We start from the raw sequence: 17,696 nt of genomic DNA on the forward strand, positions 1-17,696 counted from the left end.
ACCAGATACCGGGAGAGGATACCGATCTCCGGCTCAGTGCGTCAGGCGGCGACAATGATCATTCCAAACCGGGGGCTTCTTCCGCTTTTTGACGGGGTGCGGTCTTGGAACTTGCACGGCCATTTCCATCTGCATCGCGGTGCCGCAGCCCGATCCGCGATGTCACCCGACAACGAAGGTGGCGGATCCGGGCGGTGCCTGTGCAAGCGGCGATCACGGTCACGCAATTGCGCATGGCGGAACCCGGAATGATGTGGAATGTCAGGTTGCCTGCGCCGCAAAGCGCGGGAAAAGCACCTGGTTTTCCAGCGCGATATGCCGGGTCAGGTCGTCGGCGAATTTGCGCAGCCCGGTATAAAGTGCGGTCCAGGATCGACAAGCGCCGTCGGGCAGGTCGAGGTTGTGGGTCACGCGCAGCACGTCGCGCAGAAGGTCGTTCGTGGTGTCGTGTTCGTGGCGCATGGCGGCGATGGGATGCGCGATCATCGGATGACCGCCCGCCTGCATCATCGGGAACAGCACCTGTTCCTCTTTCATCATGTGGCTGTCCAGCTCGCGTTCCAGGGCGATCAGCGCCGCCATCACGCCCAACGGTGCCGCTTGATGGTCGCCATGCACCGCCTCGACCTTCTCGGCCAGCGGGATCAGCCATTCCAGTTCGGCGCGGTGGGTCTGGTGATAGCGCGACAGGATATGGTCGATCAACGCCGGGGTGTCGGTGGGGGCCTCGGTTGCGGCGACATCGGCCAGAGCGTGCAATTCCGCCAGCAGGGCGGCCGGATCAAGGCCAGCGCGCGTTGCGGCATCGGCCAGCGACAGGCTGCCACCGCAGCAGAAACTGATGTCTGCCTTGCGGAAAATCTCGGCGGCACCGGGCAGATCGGCGGCAAACTCGCCGACCGAGGTTTCGGGGGAAAACACGACCATCGGAGGCTCCTGGCAAAAATTGGCCCGGTCTGGCCGGGCATTGCCGGCTTGATAGCAGTGCTGCTGCGGGCATCGCTTGACGTTGGTCAAGTCTGGCGCGGGGGTGGCGTTCTATGAACGGCGCGTAACGCATGGGGGCAGCATGACCACTTCGGCAGAACAGATGCGGGCCTGGCGCGGCCCGGTGATCCTGAGCCAGGGCTACCGGCCGTTCTTTCTGCTGGCAGCGCTTTGGGCGGTGCTGGTGATGGGGATGTGGGTTCTGGTGATCAGCGGCGCGCTGCAATGGCAAGCGGCGTTCGAGCCGGTGACATGGCACGCCCATGCGCTGCTGTTTGGTTATACCACCGCGGTGATTGCCGGGTTCCTGATGACGGCGGTGCCGAACTGGACCGGGCGGTTTCCAATTACCGGCTGGCCGGTGGCCGGTCTGGCGGCGCTATGGCTGACTGGGCGCGCGGTGGTGACGCTGCCGCTGGGGTTGCCTGCGCTGGCGGTGGCGGTGGTCGATCTGGCGTTTCCGGTCGTTCTGGCGCTGGCGATCGGGCGCGAGATCGTGGCCGGGCGCAACTGGCGCAATCTCAAGGTGCTGGGCTTGCTGGGGCTGCTGATCCTGGCCGATGGGCTGTTTCATTGGCAGGCGGCGCATGAGGGTGCGGCGGCGGCCGGGTTCGGTGCCCGGCTGGGGCTGGCCGTGCTGGTGGTGCTGATCGCGCTGATCGGCGGTCGGGTGGTGCCCAGCTTTACCCGCAACTGGCTGGCGCAGCGCCGGGTCCAGCCGCTGCCCGCGGCGGCCGACCGGCTGGACGATGCCTGCATGGCGATCACCGTTGCTGCCGCGGCAAGCTGGGCGGCGCTGCCCGACGCTGCGGCAATCGGCGGGCTGTGCCTGCTGGCGGGGGTGGCAAACCTGTGGCGGCTGGCGCGCTGGCAGGGCCACCGTACCCTGGCCGAGCCGCTGGTCTGGGTGCTGCACGCGAGTTTCGCCTTCGTGGCGCTGGGGTTCTTTTCGGTCGGGGCCGAGGCGCTGGGGCTGATGGCACTGGGTCCGGCCTCGAAACACGTCTGGATGGCCGGGGCGGTCGGGCTGATGACGCTGGCGGTGATGAGCCGCGCCAGTCTTGGCCATGGCGGCTATCCGCTGGCGGCGGGCAAGGGGGTGGCGCTGCTTTACGCAGCCCTGATATGCGCGGTGCTGGCCCGGGTTCTGGCCGGGTTCTGGCCGCAGTTGCCGTGGCTTTTGCACATCGCGGCGGGTGGCTGGATATTGGCCTTCGGCGGCTTTGCGCTGCTGTTCTGGCCGATCCTGGCCCGCCCGAAGCTGCAGCCCCGGCGGGCGGGCTGACCCGCCGCCCCGGTCCATCACCATGCAGGGGTGGTTTTTCCGCGCGGTTTGTGGTGTTGTGAGGCAAAGCAGGACGCCCCCATGCACGCCGACCACATCGAGATTGCCCGCCGGTCGCTGCTGTTGTCGGCAATCCCCGAACATGTGATCGGGCAGGTGTTGGCCGAGGCGCGGGTGCGCAGTTTCGACCGCGGTGCCACGATCTTTCTGCAAGGCGAACGCGCCAGTGCCATCTACATCGTGGCTGAAGGCTGGGTGAAGCTTTACCGCATCGCCCCAAATGGCGCCGAGGCGGTGGTGGGGGTGTTCACCAAGGGCCGCAGCTTTGGCGAGGCGGTGGCGTTCCGTCACGACACCTATCCGGTGGCCGCCGAGGCCGCCACCGATTGCGTGCTGATCCGCATCGAGGCCGACAGTCTGCTGCGGCAGATCCGGCAGAACCCCGAGGTGGCGATCTCGATCCTGTCGGCCACCTTTCTGCATCTGAACAGCCTGGTGGCGCAGCTTGAGGCGCTGAAGGCGCAGACCGGGGCGCAGCGCATCGCCGAGTTCCTGCTGGAACTGGCGCCGTGCAGCAGCGGTGCCTGCGAGGTGACGCTGCCCTATGACAAGGTGCTGATCGCCGGGCGTCTGGGGATGAAGCCCGAAAGCCTGAGCCGCGCCTTCGCCAAGCTGCGCGATCAGGGGGTGACGGTGCGGCAAAGCGTGGCCAGCATCGCCGATGTCGCCGTGTTGCGCCACTTTGCCGAGGAAGACCCCGCCGACGCCTGGACCCGCGGCTGACGCCGGTCAGGCCACCAGCAGCAATACCAGCCACAGGCTCATCAGCAGCGCCAGCACGCCGGTAAACCCGGCAAGCCAGGGCCGGGCGGCGGCTAGGCCCAGATAATCGGCCAGGATCAGCCGCGCCTTGGCAAAGGCCAGCGCCAGCAGCGCAGCCCCGGCCAGCCACAGGCCGATGCCGGTCAGGTCCGGCAGCAGCAGGGCCAGCAGGGTGGACAGGGCCGACAGGCCGACCAGCAAGGTCCAGGTGCGGGTTTCCCGTGTCATCGCAACAGATACACCACCGGGAACAGCAGCACCCAGACCAGATCGACCATGTGCCAGAAGGCGGTGACCGCCTGCACCGGGCGCGGCGTCGGGCGGGCGGCGACCAGCGCAAACAGCGCGATGCCCGCCACGACATGGGCGGCATGAAAGCCGGTCAGCAGGTAGTAAAAGGTAAAGAACGCATGGGTTTCAGTGCTGATCCCCTGCGCCGCGGCATCGGCATATTCCAGCGCTTTCACCAGCAGGAACACCAGCCCCAACGCTCCGGCGCCGGCCAGCAAACCCCTTGTCCGCGCGATTTGTGCCGCCAGCGCCGCGCGATGCGCCAAGGCCGCCAACCAGCCCGAGGTCACCAGCACCAGCGTGTTCACCCCGGCCATGGCGCGGTGCAACTGATCCTGCGCCTCGGCAAAGCCCTGCGGGTCGGTGATGCGGACCGCCAGAAACGCCGTCAGACCGGCGCCGAACACCAGGAGTTCCGACACGATCAGCACCCAGATCATCAGATCGCCGGGCAGATCGTCGAACGGCGAGGGCGGCTCATCCCTTCCTTGCGGGCGGTCTTCGCGCTCAAGGGCCGGCGCCTGCCAGGACTCGGAAGCCGCGGTCATGCGCCAACCAACTGGCGGTAAATCTCGGGCAGCGCCTGGGTCAGCTTTTCCGGCTGCGGGATCAGTGCAAACCCGCCCTGGCCGAACATCCGCGGGAACCAGCTTTTGCCGTCGCGATCGACGGTGATGCCGAACACCGCGTGGCCCATCCGCCGGGCCTCCAGCACCGCCTTGTGGCTGTCCTCGATGCCGTGGCGGCCTTCGTAATGGTCCAGATCATTGGGCTTGCCATCGGTGATCACCAGCAACAGCCGCCGCTTGCGCGCCTGTTCGGACAGACCCACCGAGGCGTGGCGGATGGCAGCACCCAGCCGGGTGTAGAACCCGGGTTTCAGCGCCGCGATGCGGTGTTCCACGGTGTCCGACATCGGCTCGCCAAAGCGTTTGGCGCATTGGATATAGACCCGGTCGCGCTTCAGGCTGGAAAACGCATGGATGGCGAAATCGTCGCCGCAGGCCGCCAGACCCCAGCTTAACGCCGCCAGCGCCTCGCGTTCGATGTCGATCACCGAGCGGCCACCATGGCCATGGCCGGGCACCGCCGATTCGGTGGAACGCGACACATCCAGCAGGATCGACACCGCCAGATCGCGTTTCTGCGGCCGGGTTTGCCGCCAGATGCGGTCATCCCCCTGCCCCGTCGCATAAAAATCGACCCGCGCGCGCACCGCCCGGTCCGTATCAAGTTCGTCGCCGTCAGGGTGGCCAGTGGTCGAAATTCGGGCAGGACGCAGAGCCTCGAACTGACGTTTGACGGCGCGGATACGGGCGCTCGCGCGCGGATCGTCCCGAAACGGGGGCGTGCTGAGAACCGGGGAAATATCGGAGGTCAGCACCCGGACATGGGCGGGAAGATAGGCCCCGGTCCGCACGTCCCATTCGGGATAGGTGGAAATGCCGGAAAGCGCCTCGCGGTCCACGTCTTCGGGCGCAAGGTCCAGATGCAGTTTCAGCCGGGTGGCGGGGGCTTTGGAAATCTGGCCAAGGCCGATTTCCTCGGCATCGTCGGCGGCCTTCTTGGCGTCGTCGGTATCGTCATCTTCGACCCGGCGGTTGAGGTTGATGAACTCGGCCCAGGACAGGATCGCCTCGAACTTGTGCAGGATGAAGCTGTCGTTGCGCTCGGCCTGATCGGCGGCGCGACGCTTGGCGCGGTGGCTGCGGTTGCCCTCGCCTTCCTCGGGCGTGCCTTCGGTGGCGCGGCTTTCGACGCCGGTGGTCTGCGAAGAACCGGGCGCCCGCAGGTCGGGCCACAGCGCCACCGGACGGAACGGGCGATAGCGGCGCGGGGCGCGGTAGGCGGAGTAATCACCCGATCCGATGGCCTGCACCATGCGGTCTGCCTTGGGCCCAAGCGGGGCCGCATCGCCCAGCAGATGCCGGATCGCGGCCTCGACCGTGGCTTCGGCCTCGGGTAGGTGCGGGGTCTGGCGCAGGCCCAGGGTGGCGGTGCAGAGATCGGCATAAAGGCTGCGAAGGCCGGGGGCCTCGGCCAGGGTGCGGCGGGCCATCTGCAAGGCCGCGCGCAGGCAGGCCAGATCGGCACACAGCGGGTCGGTTTGCGGGTCATGCGCCGGGGCATGGGCGGCAGCGGCGGCCAACCACAGGTAGAGGGCGGCGTTGGCTTCACGGGCGGGAAACACCGCCAGCGACGCAGGCAGCCGCAGCGCCGCGCCGTCGAAACTGCTGCGCGGGGTGGCCTCGGTCGCGTTGCCCAGAAAGCGGCGCAAGCTGAGACGGTGGTGCGAGACCTCGTCGGCGGTGGCCTTGATCTCCACCGAAGGGCTGCCGCCCAGGCCGCGGAAAAGCACTGCCAGCCGTCCGCCGATCTCACTCAGATCGACACGGGCTCCGTCGTGGACAGGCAGGCTGTCAAGACGGCTGGCATAGGCGTGCCACAGTTTCCCGACGGTTTCTTCGGGTTCCCATGGTTCCAGATCAATCGTTGCCACAGCCGGCCTCACCCGAAAACGGCCGCAACAAGATCGAGGAGCCCGCGTTTGGTATCGGCATCATCGGTCAAGGGTTCGATCATCGCCGCCAGAATGGCACGGTCGGCGGCCATGCCCTGCGCGATCAGCGTGGCGGTATAGATCACCAGCCGGGTCGAGACGCCCTCTTCCAGATCCTGCCCCTTCATGGCGCGCAGCTTGTTCGCCAGACGCACCAGCGGTTGCACCCGGTCTTCCGAAAGCCCGCTTTCGCGCGCCACCACCGGGATCTCGTGCTCGGGCCGCGGAAAGGTGAATTCCAGCGCCACAAAGCGTTGCCGGGTCGAAGGTTTCAGGGTTTTCAGGATGTTCTGGTAGCCGGGGTTGTAGCTTGCCACCAGCATGAAGCCCGGTGCGGCCTCCAGTTCTTCCGAGGTGCGGTCGATCGGCAGGATGCGGCGGTCGTCGGTCAGCGGGTGCAGCACCACCGTCACGTCCTTGCGGGCTTCAACCACCTCGTCCAGATAGCAGATCGCCCCCTCGCGCACCGCACGGGTTAGCGGGCCATCGACCCAGACCGTTTCGCCGCCCTTCAGCAGATAGCGGCCGATCAGGTCGGCGGCGGACAAATCGTCGTGGCAGGCCACGGTATAAAGCGGCCGGCCCAGCGTGGCGGCCATATGCGAGACAAAGCGGGTCTTGCCACAGCCGGTTGGGCCTTTCAGCAGCACCGGCAGCCGGTTTTCGAACGCGGCACGAAACACCGCACATTCATCGCCTTGCGGCAAGTAGAAGGGGGCGTCGCCCTGCGTCAGGTGGAAGGGGGCTTGCGCCGCCCCCTTCAGGTTTGTGGTTCCATCCATCTGCATCACTCCGCCGGCATGGTCTGGCGTGGCGTGATGATCTCGCGGCGCGGCACCATCACCGAGTAGATGAACAACAGCGCCCCCAGCACCACCGCGGCACCGGCACCAAAGCGCATGGCGTAGAAGATCCACAGTTGATCCTGCACGTCCATGTAAGCCTCGCCGTTCACCCGTTGCAGGTGGGTTTGCAGCGCTCCGGCAAAGGTCAGCGTCACGGTCATGAACACCATCCCCGCCGACATCAGCCAGAACGACGCCATGTTCAGCACCTGATTGTAGGGGTCACGCCCCAGCAGGTTCGGCATGGCATAGGTGATGATCGCCAGGTTGACACAGACATAGGCGCCATAGAACGCCAGGTGCCCATGCGCCGCGGTGATCTGGGTGCCGTGGCTGTAGAAGTTGACCCCGTGCAGCGTGTGCAGAAAGCCCCAGACGCCCGCGCCAAAGAACGCCAGCACGGCACAGCCAAGGCTCCACAGCAGTGCGGCCTTGTTGGGATGGTCACGCCGCCCCTTCCAGACCATGATGAAGGCAAACGACATCATCGCAAAGAACGGCACGATTTCCAGACTGGAGAAGATCGAGCCGATCCACTGCCAATACCCCGGCGTGCCGATCCAGTAGTAATGGTGGCCGGTGCCAAGGATGCCCGAGAACAGCGCGGTGGCGACGATGACGTAAAGCCATTTCTCCACCACCTCGCGGTCCACCCCCGTCAGCTTCAGCATCAGGAAGGCCAGGATCGCGGCCATGATCAGCTCCCACACGCCTTCGACCCACAGATGGACGACGAACCACCAGTATTGCTTGTCCAGCGCCAGGTTGCCGGGGTTGTAGAAGGCGAACAGGAACAGCAGCGCCAGCCCCCAAAGGCCCAGCAGCAGGATGTTGGTGATGGCGGTTTTCTTGCCCGCAAGCACCGTCATGGTGACGTTGTAAAGAAAGATCAGCGCGGCGACGACGATGCCCAGCTTGACCCATTTGGGTTGCTCAAGAAACTCGCGCCCCTCTTTGCCCAGCAGAAAATTGCCTTCGAACAGGTTGAAGGTATAGGTCAGAACCACCCCCAGCGTGCCCAGAACCAGGATCCCCAGTTGCAGATATGCCAGCTTGGACGAGTGAATCTCGCGCTCGGATTCCTCGGGGATCAGATAGTAGGCGGCACCGAAAAAGCCCAGCAGCAGCCAGACGATCAGGCTGTTGGTGTGCAAGGGGCGCAGCACGTTGAACGGCAGGATTTCCGACAGGAAGTTGGGCGCGACATAGACCCACCCCATGATCAGCCCGACCGAAACCTGCACCGCAAACAGCGCCATGGCCACGACGAAATAGACCAGCGCGATCTTTTGTGTATGATATTTCATGGTTTTTCTCCTTCAGCCCGCATCATTCGGCGGCCAGCTTTGCGTGCGGATCTTGTTGGTCCACAGCAGGAAGTCGGCAACGTTGCGGTAGTCTTCGTCTGTCAGATTGAATTGCGGCATCTGACGGCGGCCCTCGATGCCACTTGGCATGGATTGCATCCAGGCTTTCAGCATCTCGAAGGCGGCGTCAGGATCGTCCTGCACCCCCCAGCGGGTCATCACATTGCCCAGTTCGGGCGCGAAATAGGCGCCTTCACCCAGGATGGTGTGACAGTTGACGCAGTTCTTGTTCTCCCAGATGCGTTTGCCGGCGATGACACTGTCGGTCAGCGGCGAATCGGCGGTCGAGGTGGTGACGATGTAGCGGTGGCTGTTCCATGCCAGCCCGATGAAGATGAGGATGAAGAACAATGACCCGCCGTAAAAGATGTTGCGGGCCATGCTCTTGGTCATGACTTCGCGCATTGCGCTTATCCTTCCCGTAGCGGTTTCAGGTGGGTCCGTTGTGGTCGGGGGCGGGCCGGTCAGCCTTAACGAAAGTCAATTGCCGGTCAGGAAAGTTGCGGGCTCAGGCCAGCGCCTCCAGCCGGGCATCGGCAAAGGCCGCCAATGCCGCGTCGATCTGTGGCCGGGTCAGCAGGCAGCAGGCGGTGGAAAGCGCATCGGCCAGCGCCGCCGAAGCCGCCGAAACGGCAACGGTTGACCACTGCGCCGCCCGCCCGTCGGGGTGCAGGATATGCGGCTGGCCCGCCCCGATCACCGTGCCGCGCGGGCTGGAGGTGGCCAGCGCCCGGTTGCGCAGCGGCAGCCGGGCCAGTTCGACCCCGGCAGGGTCGGCCACGGCGGCATCCCAGGTGTCGCCAAGGCCGACGATCTCGCCCATGTCGATCAGCACCGCGCCGTAACCTTCGGCGCGCAGCAGGGCGGCGATGCGGTCGGCGGCATGACCCTGGGCGATGCCGTTGAAGGTTAGCGCCATGCCGGGGTCCAGCCGCAATTCCAGCGCATCGGCGCGCAGCCGGTGCCAGCCGGTCAGGCCACGGGCCGCCGCAACATCGCCCCCCAGCGCGGTGGCCAGCCACAGGGGCTGGATCGACGGATCAAAGGCACCGCCGCTGGCGGCATGCACCCGGCCCGCCAGCGCGATCAACGCCAGCATCTGCGGATCGGGGTAAGGCAAGCGCCCATCGCGGTTCAACCGGGTCAGGGCCGAGTCGCGATACAGCGAAAAGTGGTCCTCGATCCGCGCCAGTTCCGCCTCGACCTTGCGCCACAGCCGCGCGGTCTGTGGGGCCGGGCCTGCCAGCCGGATGCTGGCCATGGCCCCCAGCGCCCGGCCCTGCCATTGGGTTTCGGCGTGCAGCGGCGTGGCCAGGGCGGCGGCGGTGATGGTCAGAAAGCGGCGACGGTTCATGGCCTACCCTTCGGTCCGCGCCCGGCGTTTCAGAACCGGGCAAGTGGCGTCATCGTTCATGATCACCTGGCAGCGCAGGCACAGCACACATTCGTTGGCATTGATCCGGCCCAGCGGGTCGATCGCGCCCACCGTGCATTTCGTCTCGCACAGCCGGCATTCGCGGCCACATTGCGGGCGGCGCTTCAGCCAGTCGAAGATCTTCAGCTTGGCCGGAATGGCGATGGCCGCCCCCAGCGGGCACAGATAGCGGCAGTAGAACCGCTCGATGAACAGCCCCGCCGCCAGCAGCACCAGCACGAACAGCACGAAGGGCCAGGCTCGCAGCATCCGCAGGCTGATTGCGGTCTTGAAGGGCTCAACTTCGGCGGCAATCAGCGCGTCGTGCATCGAATAGAACGACAGCGCCAAGATGCCGACAAAGGCGGTGTATTTGATCACCCAAAGCCGTTCGTGCAGACCCTGCGGCACGGCAATCTGGCGGATGCCCAGCCGCACGGCGGCATCGTTCAGCAGTTCCTGCAAGGCGCCGAACGGGCACAGCCAGCCGCAATAGACGCCACGGCCCCAGAACAGCATGCCCAGCGCGGTAAAGCCCCACAGCAGAAAGATCACCGGCTCGATCAGAAAGGTTTCCCAGCGAAAGCCGGTCAGCAGCGCGTGCAGGAAGGCGATCACCTGCACCACCGACAACTGGCCGTTCAGCCCCCAGCCCAGGACGACAAGCGTGGTCAGCAGAAAGCCGATCCGGCCGGCGCGCCACAGCCGCGGGCGGCGGGTGATCCAGTCCTGCGCGAAAAGGATCAGCGTCAGCACCGCCAGCATGGCGGCAACCACGGCGGTTTCCATGCGCTTGGCATCCCAGATCGCGCGCCACAGCGGCGCAGGCTCTGGCGGCGGGGCCAGACGAAAACGGTCGGGCAGGCTGTAGTCGGTGGCGATCAGCATCGACATTTCGCCGCTGGCGGTGGGGCGGCTGGCCTGCACCTCGATGCGGAACGGGCGCAGCGGGTCGATGGCGGCGGGCAGGCGGAACAGGCTGATTTCCTTGACTTCCGGCGCGCCGGTCGCACGCAGCCGCTTGATCATCTGAAAGCTGGCCTCGGTCGGTTGATGCCGCACCTCGCCCTGCACGATCCAGATGCGGTCAAACACGCCGGACTGCCGCCAATCGGTGCCGCGCGGCGAGTGCAGCCCCCGCGAAATCAGCAGCAAGGCCGTCTCGCCGGGGCCAAGATTGCCGATGGCCTGGGTGAAGGCCTGCTGCCCCAGCAGGTTCTGCCCCACGGTCGGCGGGTCGATCAGCCCGGCCCAAAGCTGCAGGAACGGCGCATCGCCCGGTTGCAGCGGCACCTTGGCACCGGCCAGGGCGCGGGCGGCCTCGGTCATCGACACCCGCACTTCGGCCAGCGCACCACTGGCCAGCAGGCCGGGCCAGTCGGTTTCCTGAAAGCCCAGCCGGTCGATGCCACCGCCTGCGGCGATCAGGCCGCGGCCAATGGCCAAGGTGCGGGCAGTGCGCAGGATGCCGTCGCGGATGACGCCGGTCGATACGGTGGCGCGCGAAATCACGTCCGGCAGGCCGGGCTGGTGCAGGCCGGTTCCCGGTGGCGCGGTCAGGTCATAACCGGCAAAGCCGCTGACATAGGCCGCAATATCGGCATCCGAGATGCCCAGCGTCAGCACCGGTTCGTTGTGCTGCATCAGCCGCGCCCCGGCGATCCGGCCCTGCGGCGAGACGGCCACCAGCACATCCAGCGGCCGGCCCGAATAGCCGACTGACCCCGCCACCTCCCAGGTCGAGGCCAGATGGCCAAGGGTCTTGCCCGCCGCCTGCACATCCCAGCCGGGCACGCCCGCCTCTTGCCGGATCACCTGCACTGGCCCTGTCACCGCCAGCAGCTCTGCCGCAAGCTCCGGGCCGGGGGCGGTAATGCTGATGGTGCCGACCGGCAGACCGCCTGCGGCCAGCGGGCCTGCCAGCAGGCTCAGGCAGAACGCAAGCAGGGGCAGACATCGCATCAGGACACCTTGGGCGCCGGGGGTGGGGGCCGTTCGACCCAAGGCCACCCTGCGCATCCGACAATCTTTCTGCCTTAACGAAAGTCAAGGAGCCGTGGCGGGGTGGGGCGCATGGTGCAGCCAGCCTCACCAGCGGAACGGAGAATTGCCATGACACCCCAAGCCTTTCACGCCAGATCCGCGCTGCTATCCAGCGCCGCTTTGGCGATTTCCTTGTTTGCCGGCGTCGCCGCGGCCCAGGAAAAGCCGCCGACCCACGCCGACGGACCAGCCGCCGCCTATCAGCCCAGCATGACCACGCTGGCCGAGATCAATGCCGAAATCCCCGGCCGCAAACCCGGTGATCCGGTGATGACGCAGGAAGAATTCACCCAAGGCACCAAGATCTTCTTCGAGCGTTGCGCCGGTTGCCATGGCGTGCTGCGCAAGGGGGCCACCGGCAAGCCGCTGACCACCGACATCACCCGCGCCAATGGCTATGAATACCTGCAAAGCTTCATCACCTATGGCTCGCCTGCGGGCATGCCGAACTGGGGCACCTCGGGGGCGCTGTCGGAAGCCGAGGTCGATCTGATGGCCCGCTATCTGCTGCTGGAACCGCCGGCACCGCCGGAATGGGGCATGCCCGACATGCTGGCAAGCTGGAAGGTCATCGTCAAACCCGAAGACCGGCCGAAAGAAAAGCTGAACGACTGGAACATCGACAACCTGTTCTCGGTGACGCTGCGCGATGCCGGCCAGGTGGCACTGATCGACGGCGATACCTACGAGATCAAGACGGTGATCGACACCGGCTATGCGGTGCATATCAGCCGGATTTCCGCCTCGGGGCGCTATCTTTTCGTGATTGGTCGCGATGCCAAGGTGGTGATGATCGACCTGTGGATGGAAATTCCCGGCCCGGTGGCCGAAATCAAGGTCGGCATGGAAGCCCGCTCGATCGAGACCTCGAAATTCGAGGGCTACGAGGACAGATACGCCATCGCCGGCGACTACTGGCCGCCGCAGTTCGTGATCATGGATGGCGACACGCTGGAGCCGCTGAAGATCGTCTCGACCCGCGGCAACATCTACGACGAGCAGATCTATCACCCCGAACCGCGGGTGGCGGCCATTCTGGCCTCGCACTACCGGCCGGAATTCATCATCAACGTCAAGGAAACCGGCAAGGTGCTGCTGGTGGACTATACCGACCTGAAGAACCTGAAAACCACCGAGATCGAAGCCGAACGCTTCCTGCACGACGGCGGGCTTGACAGCACCAAGCGCTATTTCATCACCGCCGCCAACGCCCGCGGCAAGCTGGTGGTGATCGACACCAAGGAAGGCAAGCTGGCCGCGATCACCGAAACCGGCGGGCAGACGCCGCATCCGGGGCGCGGGGCCAACTTTGTGCATCCGCTGTTCGGGCCGGTCTGGGCAACCAGCCACCTGGGCGACGAATCGGTGGCGCTGATCGGCACCGACCCCGAAGGCCATCCCGATCTGGCCTGGAAGATCGTTGACAGCTTCTACGCCTTGGGCGGCGGGTCGCTGTTCATCAAGACCCACCCGAACTCGAACCACCTTTACGTCGATGCCACGCTGAACCCCGATGCCGAAACCTCGGGATCGGTGGCGGTGTTCAGCATCGACAAGATGGGGGCGGCGGATGTCGATCCGGAAATCGTCACCCTGCCGATCGGCGAATGGGCCGGGATCACCGATGGCCAGCCGCGCGTGGTGCAGCCCGAGTTCAACAGCGCCGGCACCGAGGTCTGGTTCTCGGTCTGGAATGCCAAGGACAAGGTGTCGGCCATCGTCGTGGTCGATGACAAGACGCTGGAGCTGAAGGCGGTGATCAAGGATCCGCGGCTGATCACGCCGACCGGCAAGTTCAACGTCTTCAACACCCGGGGCGACATCTACTGATCTGTCCCAAGGTGGCGGGCGGGGCGCACGATGCCCCGCCCGCCCCGACCCCCCTTTTGCCGCGAGTGACCCCGATGAAAGACCTGTCCAATCCCGCCCCGACTGCCCGGGTTTACCTGATCGGCGCCGGGCCGGGCGACCCCGAACTGCTGACGCTGCGGGCGTTGCGGCTGATAAGAAGCGTCGATGTGGTGGTCTATGACCGGTTGGTCAGCCCCGAGATCATGGCGCTGGTGCCCGAAAGCGTGCGGCGGATCGACGTGGGCAAGCTGCCCAAATGCCACAAGCTGCCGCAAGAGGCGATCAACGCGCTGCTGGTGTCGCTGGCGCAGGAAGGGCTGCGGGTGGCGCGGCTGAAGGGCGGCGATCCGCTGATCTTCGGGCGCGGCTCGGAAGAGGCCGAAGACCTGCGCCGTGCGGGTGTGGCCGTCGATTATGTGCCCGGCATCACCGCCGCACAGGGTTGTGCCGCCAGCACCGGCGTGCCGCTGACCCATCGCGGGCTGGCCACCGGGGTGCGCTATGTCACCGGGCACCGCGCCCGCGATGCGGCGCTGGATCTGGACTGGGCGTCGCTGGCCTGCGAGCAGACCACGCTGGTGGTCTATATGGGCGCGGCCAACATTGCCGAGATTGCCTTTCAACTGATGCGGCACGGGATGCCGCACGGTTTGCCGGTGATGGCGGTTTCCGCTGCCACCACCCCGCGCGAAACCCGGCTGGTTTCCACCCTCGGCTGCATTGCCACCGATGTGGCACGGGTGCAGCCCGACGCGCCGGTGCTGTTCGTGATCGGCCATGTGGTGGCGCTGTATGACAGCATCGCACTGGCCGCGGCGCTGACCTGCGAGGGCGCCGGGATGGCGGCTTATGCGTAGCCTGCCGGTCCTGCTGCTGCTGGCGCTGCCCTGCGCAGCCGAGGTGGCGCCGGACCGCGCGAAAGCGTTGGAGAACATGGTGTTGCAGGACTGCGGCTCGTGCCACGGCATGACGCTGAAGGGCGGTCTGGGTCGGCCACTGACCCGGGCGGCGCTGGCCCATGCCGAAGCCGAAGGCCTGGCCTCGATCATTCTGGACGGGGTTTCAGGCACCGCGATGCCGCCCTGGCGACCGCTGCTGAACGAAGACGAGGCGCTGTGGATCGCCCATTATCTGAAGAAAGACTGACCGATGAAACGCCTTGGCCTGATTTTTGCCCTGATCGCCACGCCCCTTTGGGCCGAAACGCCGTGCTGTGCCACCGGCGACCTGGGGCTGGTGGTCGAACGCGCCAGCGGCAGCCTGCTGGTGATTGACCGCTCTGACCGCGCCGCGGTGGGCCGGGTGGAGGGTCTGGGCGACATCAGCCATGCCAGCCTGACCTACAGCCCGGATGAACGCTATGCCTATGTCTTTGGCCGCGATGGCGGGCTGACCAAGGTGGACATGCTGACCCGGCAGGTGGTGGCGCGCACCGTGCAGGCGGGCAATTCCATCGGCGGGGCGATCTCGGACGATGGCAGGCTGGTGGCGGTGTCGAATTACGAACCGGGCGGCGTCAAGGTGTTTGACGCCGATACGCTGGCGCTGGTGGCCGATGTGCCGGCGACGGGCAAGACCATCGGTCTGGTCGATGTGCCGGGGCGGCGCTTTGCCTGGACGGTCTGGGACACCGGTGAGGTGTTTCTGGGCGATTTCTCGGGGGTGGAACCGGTGATCCGGCCCTTGGGCAACGCGGGCTTGAACCCGTTCGATGCCGTGCTGACCGAGGACGCCCACACCTATCTGATCGGGCTGTTTGGCGAAAAGGGCGTGACCGCCTTCGATCTGTGGGACGAAAACCCCAAGCCGCGGAAATTCCTTCAGGATTACGGCAAGACCGCCGACGACCTGCCGGTTTACAAGATGCCGCATCTGCAAGGCTGGGCCTTTACCGAAGGCCAGTATGTGCTGCCCGCCGTGGGCGCGCACGAGTTGCTGTGGGTGGACCGCGACAGCTTGCAGGAAACCGCGCGCACCCCGGTGCATGGCCAGCCGGTGTTCATCATCGCCCAACCGGCCTCGCCCTTTGTCTGGGTGAACTTTGCCATGCCGCTGAACGATGTGGTGCAGGTGGTGGACAGCCGCACGCATCAGGTGGTGAAAACCCTGACCCCCGGCAAGGCGGTGCTACACATGGAGTTTGCACCGCGCGGCGCCGAGGTGTGGATTTCGTCACGCGACGACAACAAGCTGGTGATCTACGACACCCGCAGCTTCGCGGTGCTGGGCGAGGTGGCAGCCCAAAGCCCCTCGGGCATCTTCTTCACCGCCCGCGCGCATCGGACGGGGTTGTAGATGGACCGCTTGCCCGCCCTTGATCACCGTCTGCTGGACGAGTTTCAGCGCGATCTGCCGCTGGTGCCGCAACCGTTTGCGGCCATTGCGGCAGCACTTGGCGTGACCGAAGCTGCGGTGCTGGCGCGGCTGGTGGCGTTGCAGGCGGCGGGCACCATTGCCCGGGTGGGGGCGACGGTGCGGCCCAACACGGCGGGCGCCTCGACGCTGGCGGCACTGGCAGTGCCTGCGGCGCGGATCGAGGCGGTGGCGGCACTGGTCGGGGCCGAGCCGGGGGTGAACCATTCCTATCTGCGCGAGCACCGCTGGAACCTGTGGTTCGTGGCCACGGCGCCGGATGCCGATGCCCTGGCGGCCAGTCTGGCGCGGATCGGGGCGTCCACCGGGCTGGCGGTGCTGGACCTGCCGCTGCTGCGCGCCTTCAACATTGATCTCGGCTTTCGGCTGGGCGGGGCGCGGGCGGCTGCGGGGCCGGACCGCGGGGTGGACGGCGCGGCCCTTCTTCCGGGCGACCGGCCGCTGTTGCAGGCGCTGACACAAGGGCTGCCGCTGGTGGCGCGGCCCTATGCGGCGGTGGCGGCGGCCTTGGGCTGGACCGAGGCCCGGGTGATCGACCGCATCGGCGCGCTGGCGGCGGCGCGGATCCTTACCCGGGTGGGGGTGATCGTGCGGCACCGGGCCATCGGCTGGGCTGCCAATGCGATGGTGGTCTGGCAGGTGCCCGCGGCGCGGATGGCGGCGGCAGGGGCGGCGCTGGCAGCCCATCCCGGCGTGACGCTGTGCTATCAGCGCCAGACCGTGCATGGGGTCTGGCCCTACGGCCTGTTCTCGATGATCCACGGCCAGTCGCGTGCCCAGGCCTTGCAGGTGCTGGACACCGCCGCCGCCTTGCCCGCACTTGCCGGCCTGCCCAACCGCGTGCTGTTTTCCACCCGCTGTTTCAAGCAGACCGGCGCGCTGCTGCACCCGGAGGCCGCATGAGACGCACCCCCCTTGCGACAGGAGCGCTGGACGCCACCGACCGCGCCATTCTGAACGCGCTGCAAACCGGCTTTCCGCTGCAACCCCACCCCTTTGCCGTGGCCGGTGCCGCGCTGGGGCTGGACGAGGCCACGCTGATTGCGCGGATCGCCGCCCTGCGCGACATCGGCGCGATCACCCGCTTTGGCCCGTTCTTCGATGCCGAGGCGATGGGCGGGGCCTTTTGCCTCTGTGCCATGGCGGTGCCCGCCGATCAGTTCGACCGCGTGGCAGCGCTGGTCAACGCCCATGCCGAAGTGGCGCATAACTACGAACGCAGCCACGCGCTGAACATGTGGTTCGTGCTGGCCTGCGAACAGCCGCGCGACATCGCCGTTGTGGCGCAGGCCATCGAGGCCGAAACCGGCCTGCCGGTGCTGCTGTTCCCCAAGCAGAAGGAATTCTTCATCGGCTTCCGGGTGCAGGCATGAGCATCGACGCCACCGACCGCCGCATCATCTCGGCCACGCAGGGCGGTCTGCCGCTGGCCCCCGAACCCTATGCCGAGGTGGCGCGCTGGCTGGGCCTGACCGAGGCCGAGGTGCTGGCGCGGCTGACGGCAATGCAGGCCGCAGGCGTGATCCGGCGGATTGCGCTGGCCCCCAACCACTATGCCCTGGGGCTGACCGCCAATGGCATGAGCGTCTGGGATGTTGATGACACTCAGGCCGAGACTTTGGGCGCGCAGGTCGGGGCGCTTTCGTTCGTGTCGCATTGCTACCTGCGGCCCCGGGCGCTGCCCGACTGGCCCTACAATCTGTTCGCGATGATCCACGGCCACAGCCGCGCCGAGGTTGAAGGCTTGCGGGGCCAGATCGCGGCGCTGTTGGGGCCGGCCTGCCGCGGCCAGGACATTCTTTATTCGACCCGCATCCTGAAAAAGACCGGGCTGCGGCTGACAGACAGGGAAGGCTAG

At 66.5% G+C, this 17,696-nt stretch carries 18 protein-coding genes; 9 read left to right on the forward strand and 9 right to left on the reverse strand.

Annotated elements, in window-relative coordinates; genetic code table 11:
• Window positions 1-261: 261 nt before the first annotated feature.
• Entirely contained in the window at window positions 262-927 is a 666-nt protein-coding gene (ric, locus tag RSW2DRAFT_RS00735) for an iron-sulfur cluster repair di-iron protein (protein ID WP_008027048.1), read from the reverse strand.
• A gap of 142 nt (window positions 928-1,069) precedes the next feature.
• Here ric and RSW2DRAFT_RS00740 point away from each other — a divergent pair, with 142 nt between their 5' ends.
• A complete protein-coding gene (locus RSW2DRAFT_RS00740) occupies window positions 1,070-2,272 on the forward strand; it encodes an NnrS family protein (RefSeq protein WP_008027049.1) in 1,203 nt (400 codons plus the stop codon).
• A gap of 81 nt (window positions 2,273-2,353) precedes the next feature.
• Window positions 2,354-3,055, forward strand: coding sequence for a Crp/Fnr family transcriptional regulator (locus RSW2DRAFT_RS00745; RefSeq protein ID WP_008027051.1), 702 nt, complete (start codon window positions 2,354-2,356; stop codon window positions 3,053-3,055).
• A 6-nt stretch (window positions 3,056-3,061) separates the two neighbouring features.
• On the opposite strand, the gene RSW2DRAFT_RS00750 is transcribed toward RSW2DRAFT_RS00745, so the two are convergent.
• The 8 genes from RSW2DRAFT_RS00750 to RSW2DRAFT_RS00785 all read right to left on the reverse strand — a co-directional run bounded on the left by RSW2DRAFT_RS00750 (window position 3,062) and on the right by RSW2DRAFT_RS00785 (window position 11,533).
• The gene (locus tag RSW2DRAFT_RS00750) at window positions 3,062-3,322 is read right to left on the reverse strand and encodes a hypothetical protein (protein WP_008027053.1); all 261 of its coding nucleotides are present in this window, start codon (window positions 3,320-3,322) and stop codon (window positions 3,062-3,064) included.
• Window positions 3,319-3,933 (reverse strand): cytochrome c oxidase subunit 3, encoded by a 615-nt coding sequence (locus RSW2DRAFT_RS00755; protein ID WP_008027055.1) that lies wholly within the window; start codon window positions 3,931-3,933, stop codon window positions 3,319-3,321. Before RSW2DRAFT_RS00755 ends, RSW2DRAFT_RS00750 begins: the two co-directional genes overlap by 4 nt.
• Window positions 3,930-5,885 carry a nitric oxide reductase activation protein NorD gene (locus tag RSW2DRAFT_RS00760; protein ID WP_008027056.1) on the reverse strand — a complete coding sequence of 652 codons (1,956 nt, stop codon included), beginning with the start codon at window positions 5,883-5,885 and terminating at the stop codon, window positions 3,930-3,932. The genes RSW2DRAFT_RS00755 and RSW2DRAFT_RS00760 overlap by 4 nt, the downstream gene beginning before the upstream one ends.
• 8 nt (window positions 5,886-5,893) lie before the next feature.
• Window positions 5,894-6,727 (reverse strand): CbbQ/NirQ/NorQ/GpvN family protein, encoded by an 834-nt coding sequence (locus tag RSW2DRAFT_RS00765; RefSeq protein ID WP_008027058.1) that lies wholly within the window; start codon window positions 6,725-6,727, stop codon window positions 5,894-5,896.
• A 5-nt stretch (window positions 6,728-6,732) separates the two neighbouring features.
• The gene (locus RSW2DRAFT_RS00770) at window positions 6,733-8,097 is read right to left on the reverse strand and encodes a cbb3-type cytochrome c oxidase subunit I (protein WP_008027061.1); all 1,365 of its coding nucleotides are present in this window, start codon (window positions 8,095-8,097) and stop codon (window positions 6,733-6,735) included.
• A 12-nt stretch (window positions 8,098-8,109) separates the two neighbouring features.
• Window positions 8,110-8,562, reverse strand: coding sequence for a c-type cytochrome (locus tag RSW2DRAFT_RS00775; protein ID WP_008027063.1), 453 nt, complete (start codon window positions 8,560-8,562; stop codon window positions 8,110-8,112).
• 103 nt (window positions 8,563-8,665) lie between these two features.
• The gene (locus RSW2DRAFT_RS00780; RefSeq protein WP_008027065.1) at window positions 8,666-9,511 is read right to left on the reverse strand and encodes an FAD:protein FMN transferase; all 846 of its coding nucleotides are present in this window, start codon (window positions 9,509-9,511) and stop codon (window positions 8,666-8,668) included.
• A gap of 3 nt (window positions 9,512-9,514) precedes the next feature.
• A complete protein-coding gene (locus RSW2DRAFT_RS00785; protein ID WP_008027068.1) occupies window positions 9,515-11,533 on the reverse strand; it encodes a NosR/NirI family protein in 2,019 nt (672 codons plus the stop codon).
• Window positions 11,534-11,683: 150 nt separating this feature from the next.
• On the opposite strand from RSW2DRAFT_RS00785, the gene RSW2DRAFT_RS00790 reads away from it, so the two are divergent.
• From RSW2DRAFT_RS00790 to ahbB (RSW2DRAFT_RS00820), 7 genes are all read left to right on the forward strand, one after another.
• The gene (locus RSW2DRAFT_RS00790) at window positions 11,684-13,444 is read left to right on the forward strand and encodes a nitrite reductase (protein WP_008027070.1); all 1,761 of its coding nucleotides are present in this window, start codon (window positions 11,684-11,686) and stop codon (window positions 13,442-13,444) included.
• Window positions 13,445-13,518: 74 nt separating this feature from the next.
• Window positions 13,519-14,322 (forward strand): uroporphyrinogen-III C-methyltransferase, encoded by an 804-nt coding sequence (gene cobA / locus RSW2DRAFT_RS00795; RefSeq protein WP_008027073.1) that lies wholly within the window; start codon window positions 13,519-13,521, stop codon window positions 14,320-14,322.
• Window positions 14,315-14,611, forward strand: coding sequence for a c-type cytochrome (locus tag RSW2DRAFT_RS00800; protein ID WP_008027075.1), 297 nt, complete (start codon window positions 14,315-14,317; stop codon window positions 14,609-14,611). Before cobA ends, RSW2DRAFT_RS00800 begins: the two co-directional genes overlap by 8 nt.
• 3 nt (window positions 14,612-14,614) lie before the next feature.
• The gene (locus RSW2DRAFT_RS00805) at window positions 14,615-15,760 is read left to right on the forward strand and encodes a cytochrome D1 domain-containing protein (protein WP_008027076.1); all 1,146 of its coding nucleotides are present in this window, start codon (window positions 14,615-14,617) and stop codon (window positions 15,758-15,760) included.
• Window positions 15,761-16,741 (forward strand): siroheme decarboxylase subunit beta, encoded by a 981-nt coding sequence (gene ahbB / locus RSW2DRAFT_RS00810; protein ID WP_008027077.1) that lies wholly within the window; start codon window positions 15,761-15,763, stop codon window positions 16,739-16,741.
• Entirely contained in the window at window positions 16,738-17,211 is a 474-nt protein-coding gene (locus RSW2DRAFT_RS00815; protein ID WP_008027078.1) for an Lrp/AsnC family transcriptional regulator, read from the forward strand. The genes ahbB (RSW2DRAFT_RS00810) and RSW2DRAFT_RS00815 overlap by 4 nt, the downstream gene beginning before the upstream one ends.
• Window positions 17,208-17,696, forward strand: a complete 489-nt coding sequence (gene ahbB, locus RSW2DRAFT_RS00820) for a siroheme decarboxylase subunit beta (protein WP_008027081.1) — start codon at window positions 17,208-17,210, stop codon at window positions 17,694-17,696. Before RSW2DRAFT_RS00815 ends, ahbB (RSW2DRAFT_RS00820) begins: the two co-directional genes overlap by 4 nt.

Origin of the sequence: Rhodobacter ferrooxidans, from assembly GCF_000176015.1 — a bacterium.
GTDB lineage: Bacteria > Pseudomonadota > Alphaproteobacteria > Rhodobacterales > Rhodobacteraceae > Pseudorhodobacter_B > Pseudorhodobacter_B ferrooxidans.

What these genes read in the sequence shown, in the direction of transcription:
- ric (WP_008027048.1), bottom strand. Translation starts at nt 927, where the DNA reads ATGGTCGTGTTTTCCCCCGAAACCTCGGTCGGCGAGTTTGCCGCCGAT.
- RSW2DRAFT_RS00740 (WP_008027049.1), top strand. Translation starts at nt 1,070, where the DNA reads ATGACCACTTCGGCAGAACAGATGCGGGCCTGGCGCGGCCCGGTGATC.
- RSW2DRAFT_RS00745 (WP_008027051.1), top strand. Translation starts at nt 2,354, where the DNA reads ATGCACGCCGACCACATCGAGATTGCCCGCCGGTCGCTGCTGTTGTCG.
- RSW2DRAFT_RS00750 (WP_008027053.1), bottom strand. Translation starts at nt 3,322, where the DNA reads ATGACACGGGAAACCCGCACCTGGACCTTGCTGGTCGGCCTGTCGGCC.
- RSW2DRAFT_RS00755 (WP_008027055.1), bottom strand. Translation starts at nt 3,933, where the DNA reads ATGACCGCGGCTTCCGAGTCCTGGCAGGCGCCGGCCCTTGAGCGCGAA.
- RSW2DRAFT_RS00765 (WP_008027058.1), bottom strand. Translation starts at nt 6,727, where the DNA reads ATGGATGGAACCACAAACCTGAAGGGGGCGGCGCAAGCCCCCTTCCAC.
- RSW2DRAFT_RS00770 (WP_008027061.1), bottom strand. Translation starts at nt 8,097, where the DNA reads ATGAAATATCATACACAAAAGATCGCGCTGGTCTATTTCGTCGTGGCC.
- RSW2DRAFT_RS00775 (WP_008027063.1), bottom strand. Translation starts at nt 8,562, where the DNA reads ATGCGCGAAGTCATGACCAAGAGCATGGCCCGCAACATCTTTTACGGC.
- RSW2DRAFT_RS00780 (WP_008027065.1), bottom strand. Translation starts at nt 9,511, where the DNA reads ATGAACCGTCGCCGCTTTCTGACCATCACCGCCGCCGCCCTGGCCACG.
- RSW2DRAFT_RS00785 (WP_008027068.1), bottom strand. Translation starts at nt 11,533, where the DNA reads ATGCGATGTCTGCCCCTGCTTGCGTTCTGCCTGAGCCTGCTGGCAGGC.
- RSW2DRAFT_RS00790 (WP_008027070.1), top strand. Translation starts at nt 11,684, where the DNA reads ATGACACCCCAAGCCTTTCACGCCAGATCCGCGCTGCTATCCAGCGCC.
- cobA (WP_008027073.1), top strand. Translation starts at nt 13,519, where the DNA reads ATGAAAGACCTGTCCAATCCCGCCCCGACTGCCCGGGTTTACCTGATC.
- RSW2DRAFT_RS00800 (WP_008027075.1), top strand. Translation starts at nt 14,315, where the DNA reads ATGCGTAGCCTGCCGGTCCTGCTGCTGCTGGCGCTGCCCTGCGCAGCC.
- RSW2DRAFT_RS00805 (WP_008027076.1), top strand. Translation starts at nt 14,615, where the DNA reads ATGAAACGCCTTGGCCTGATTTTTGCCCTGATCGCCACGCCCCTTTGG.
- ahbB (WP_008027077.1), top strand. Translation starts at nt 15,761, where the DNA reads ATGGACCGCTTGCCCGCCCTTGATCACCGTCTGCTGGACGAGTTTCAG.
- RSW2DRAFT_RS00815 (WP_008027078.1), top strand. Translation starts at nt 16,738, where the DNA reads ATGAGACGCACCCCCCTTGCGACAGGAGCGCTGGACGCCACCGACCGC.
- ahbB (WP_008027081.1), top strand. Translation starts at nt 17,208, where the DNA reads ATGAGCATCGACGCCACCGACCGCCGCATCATCTCGGCCACGCAGGGC.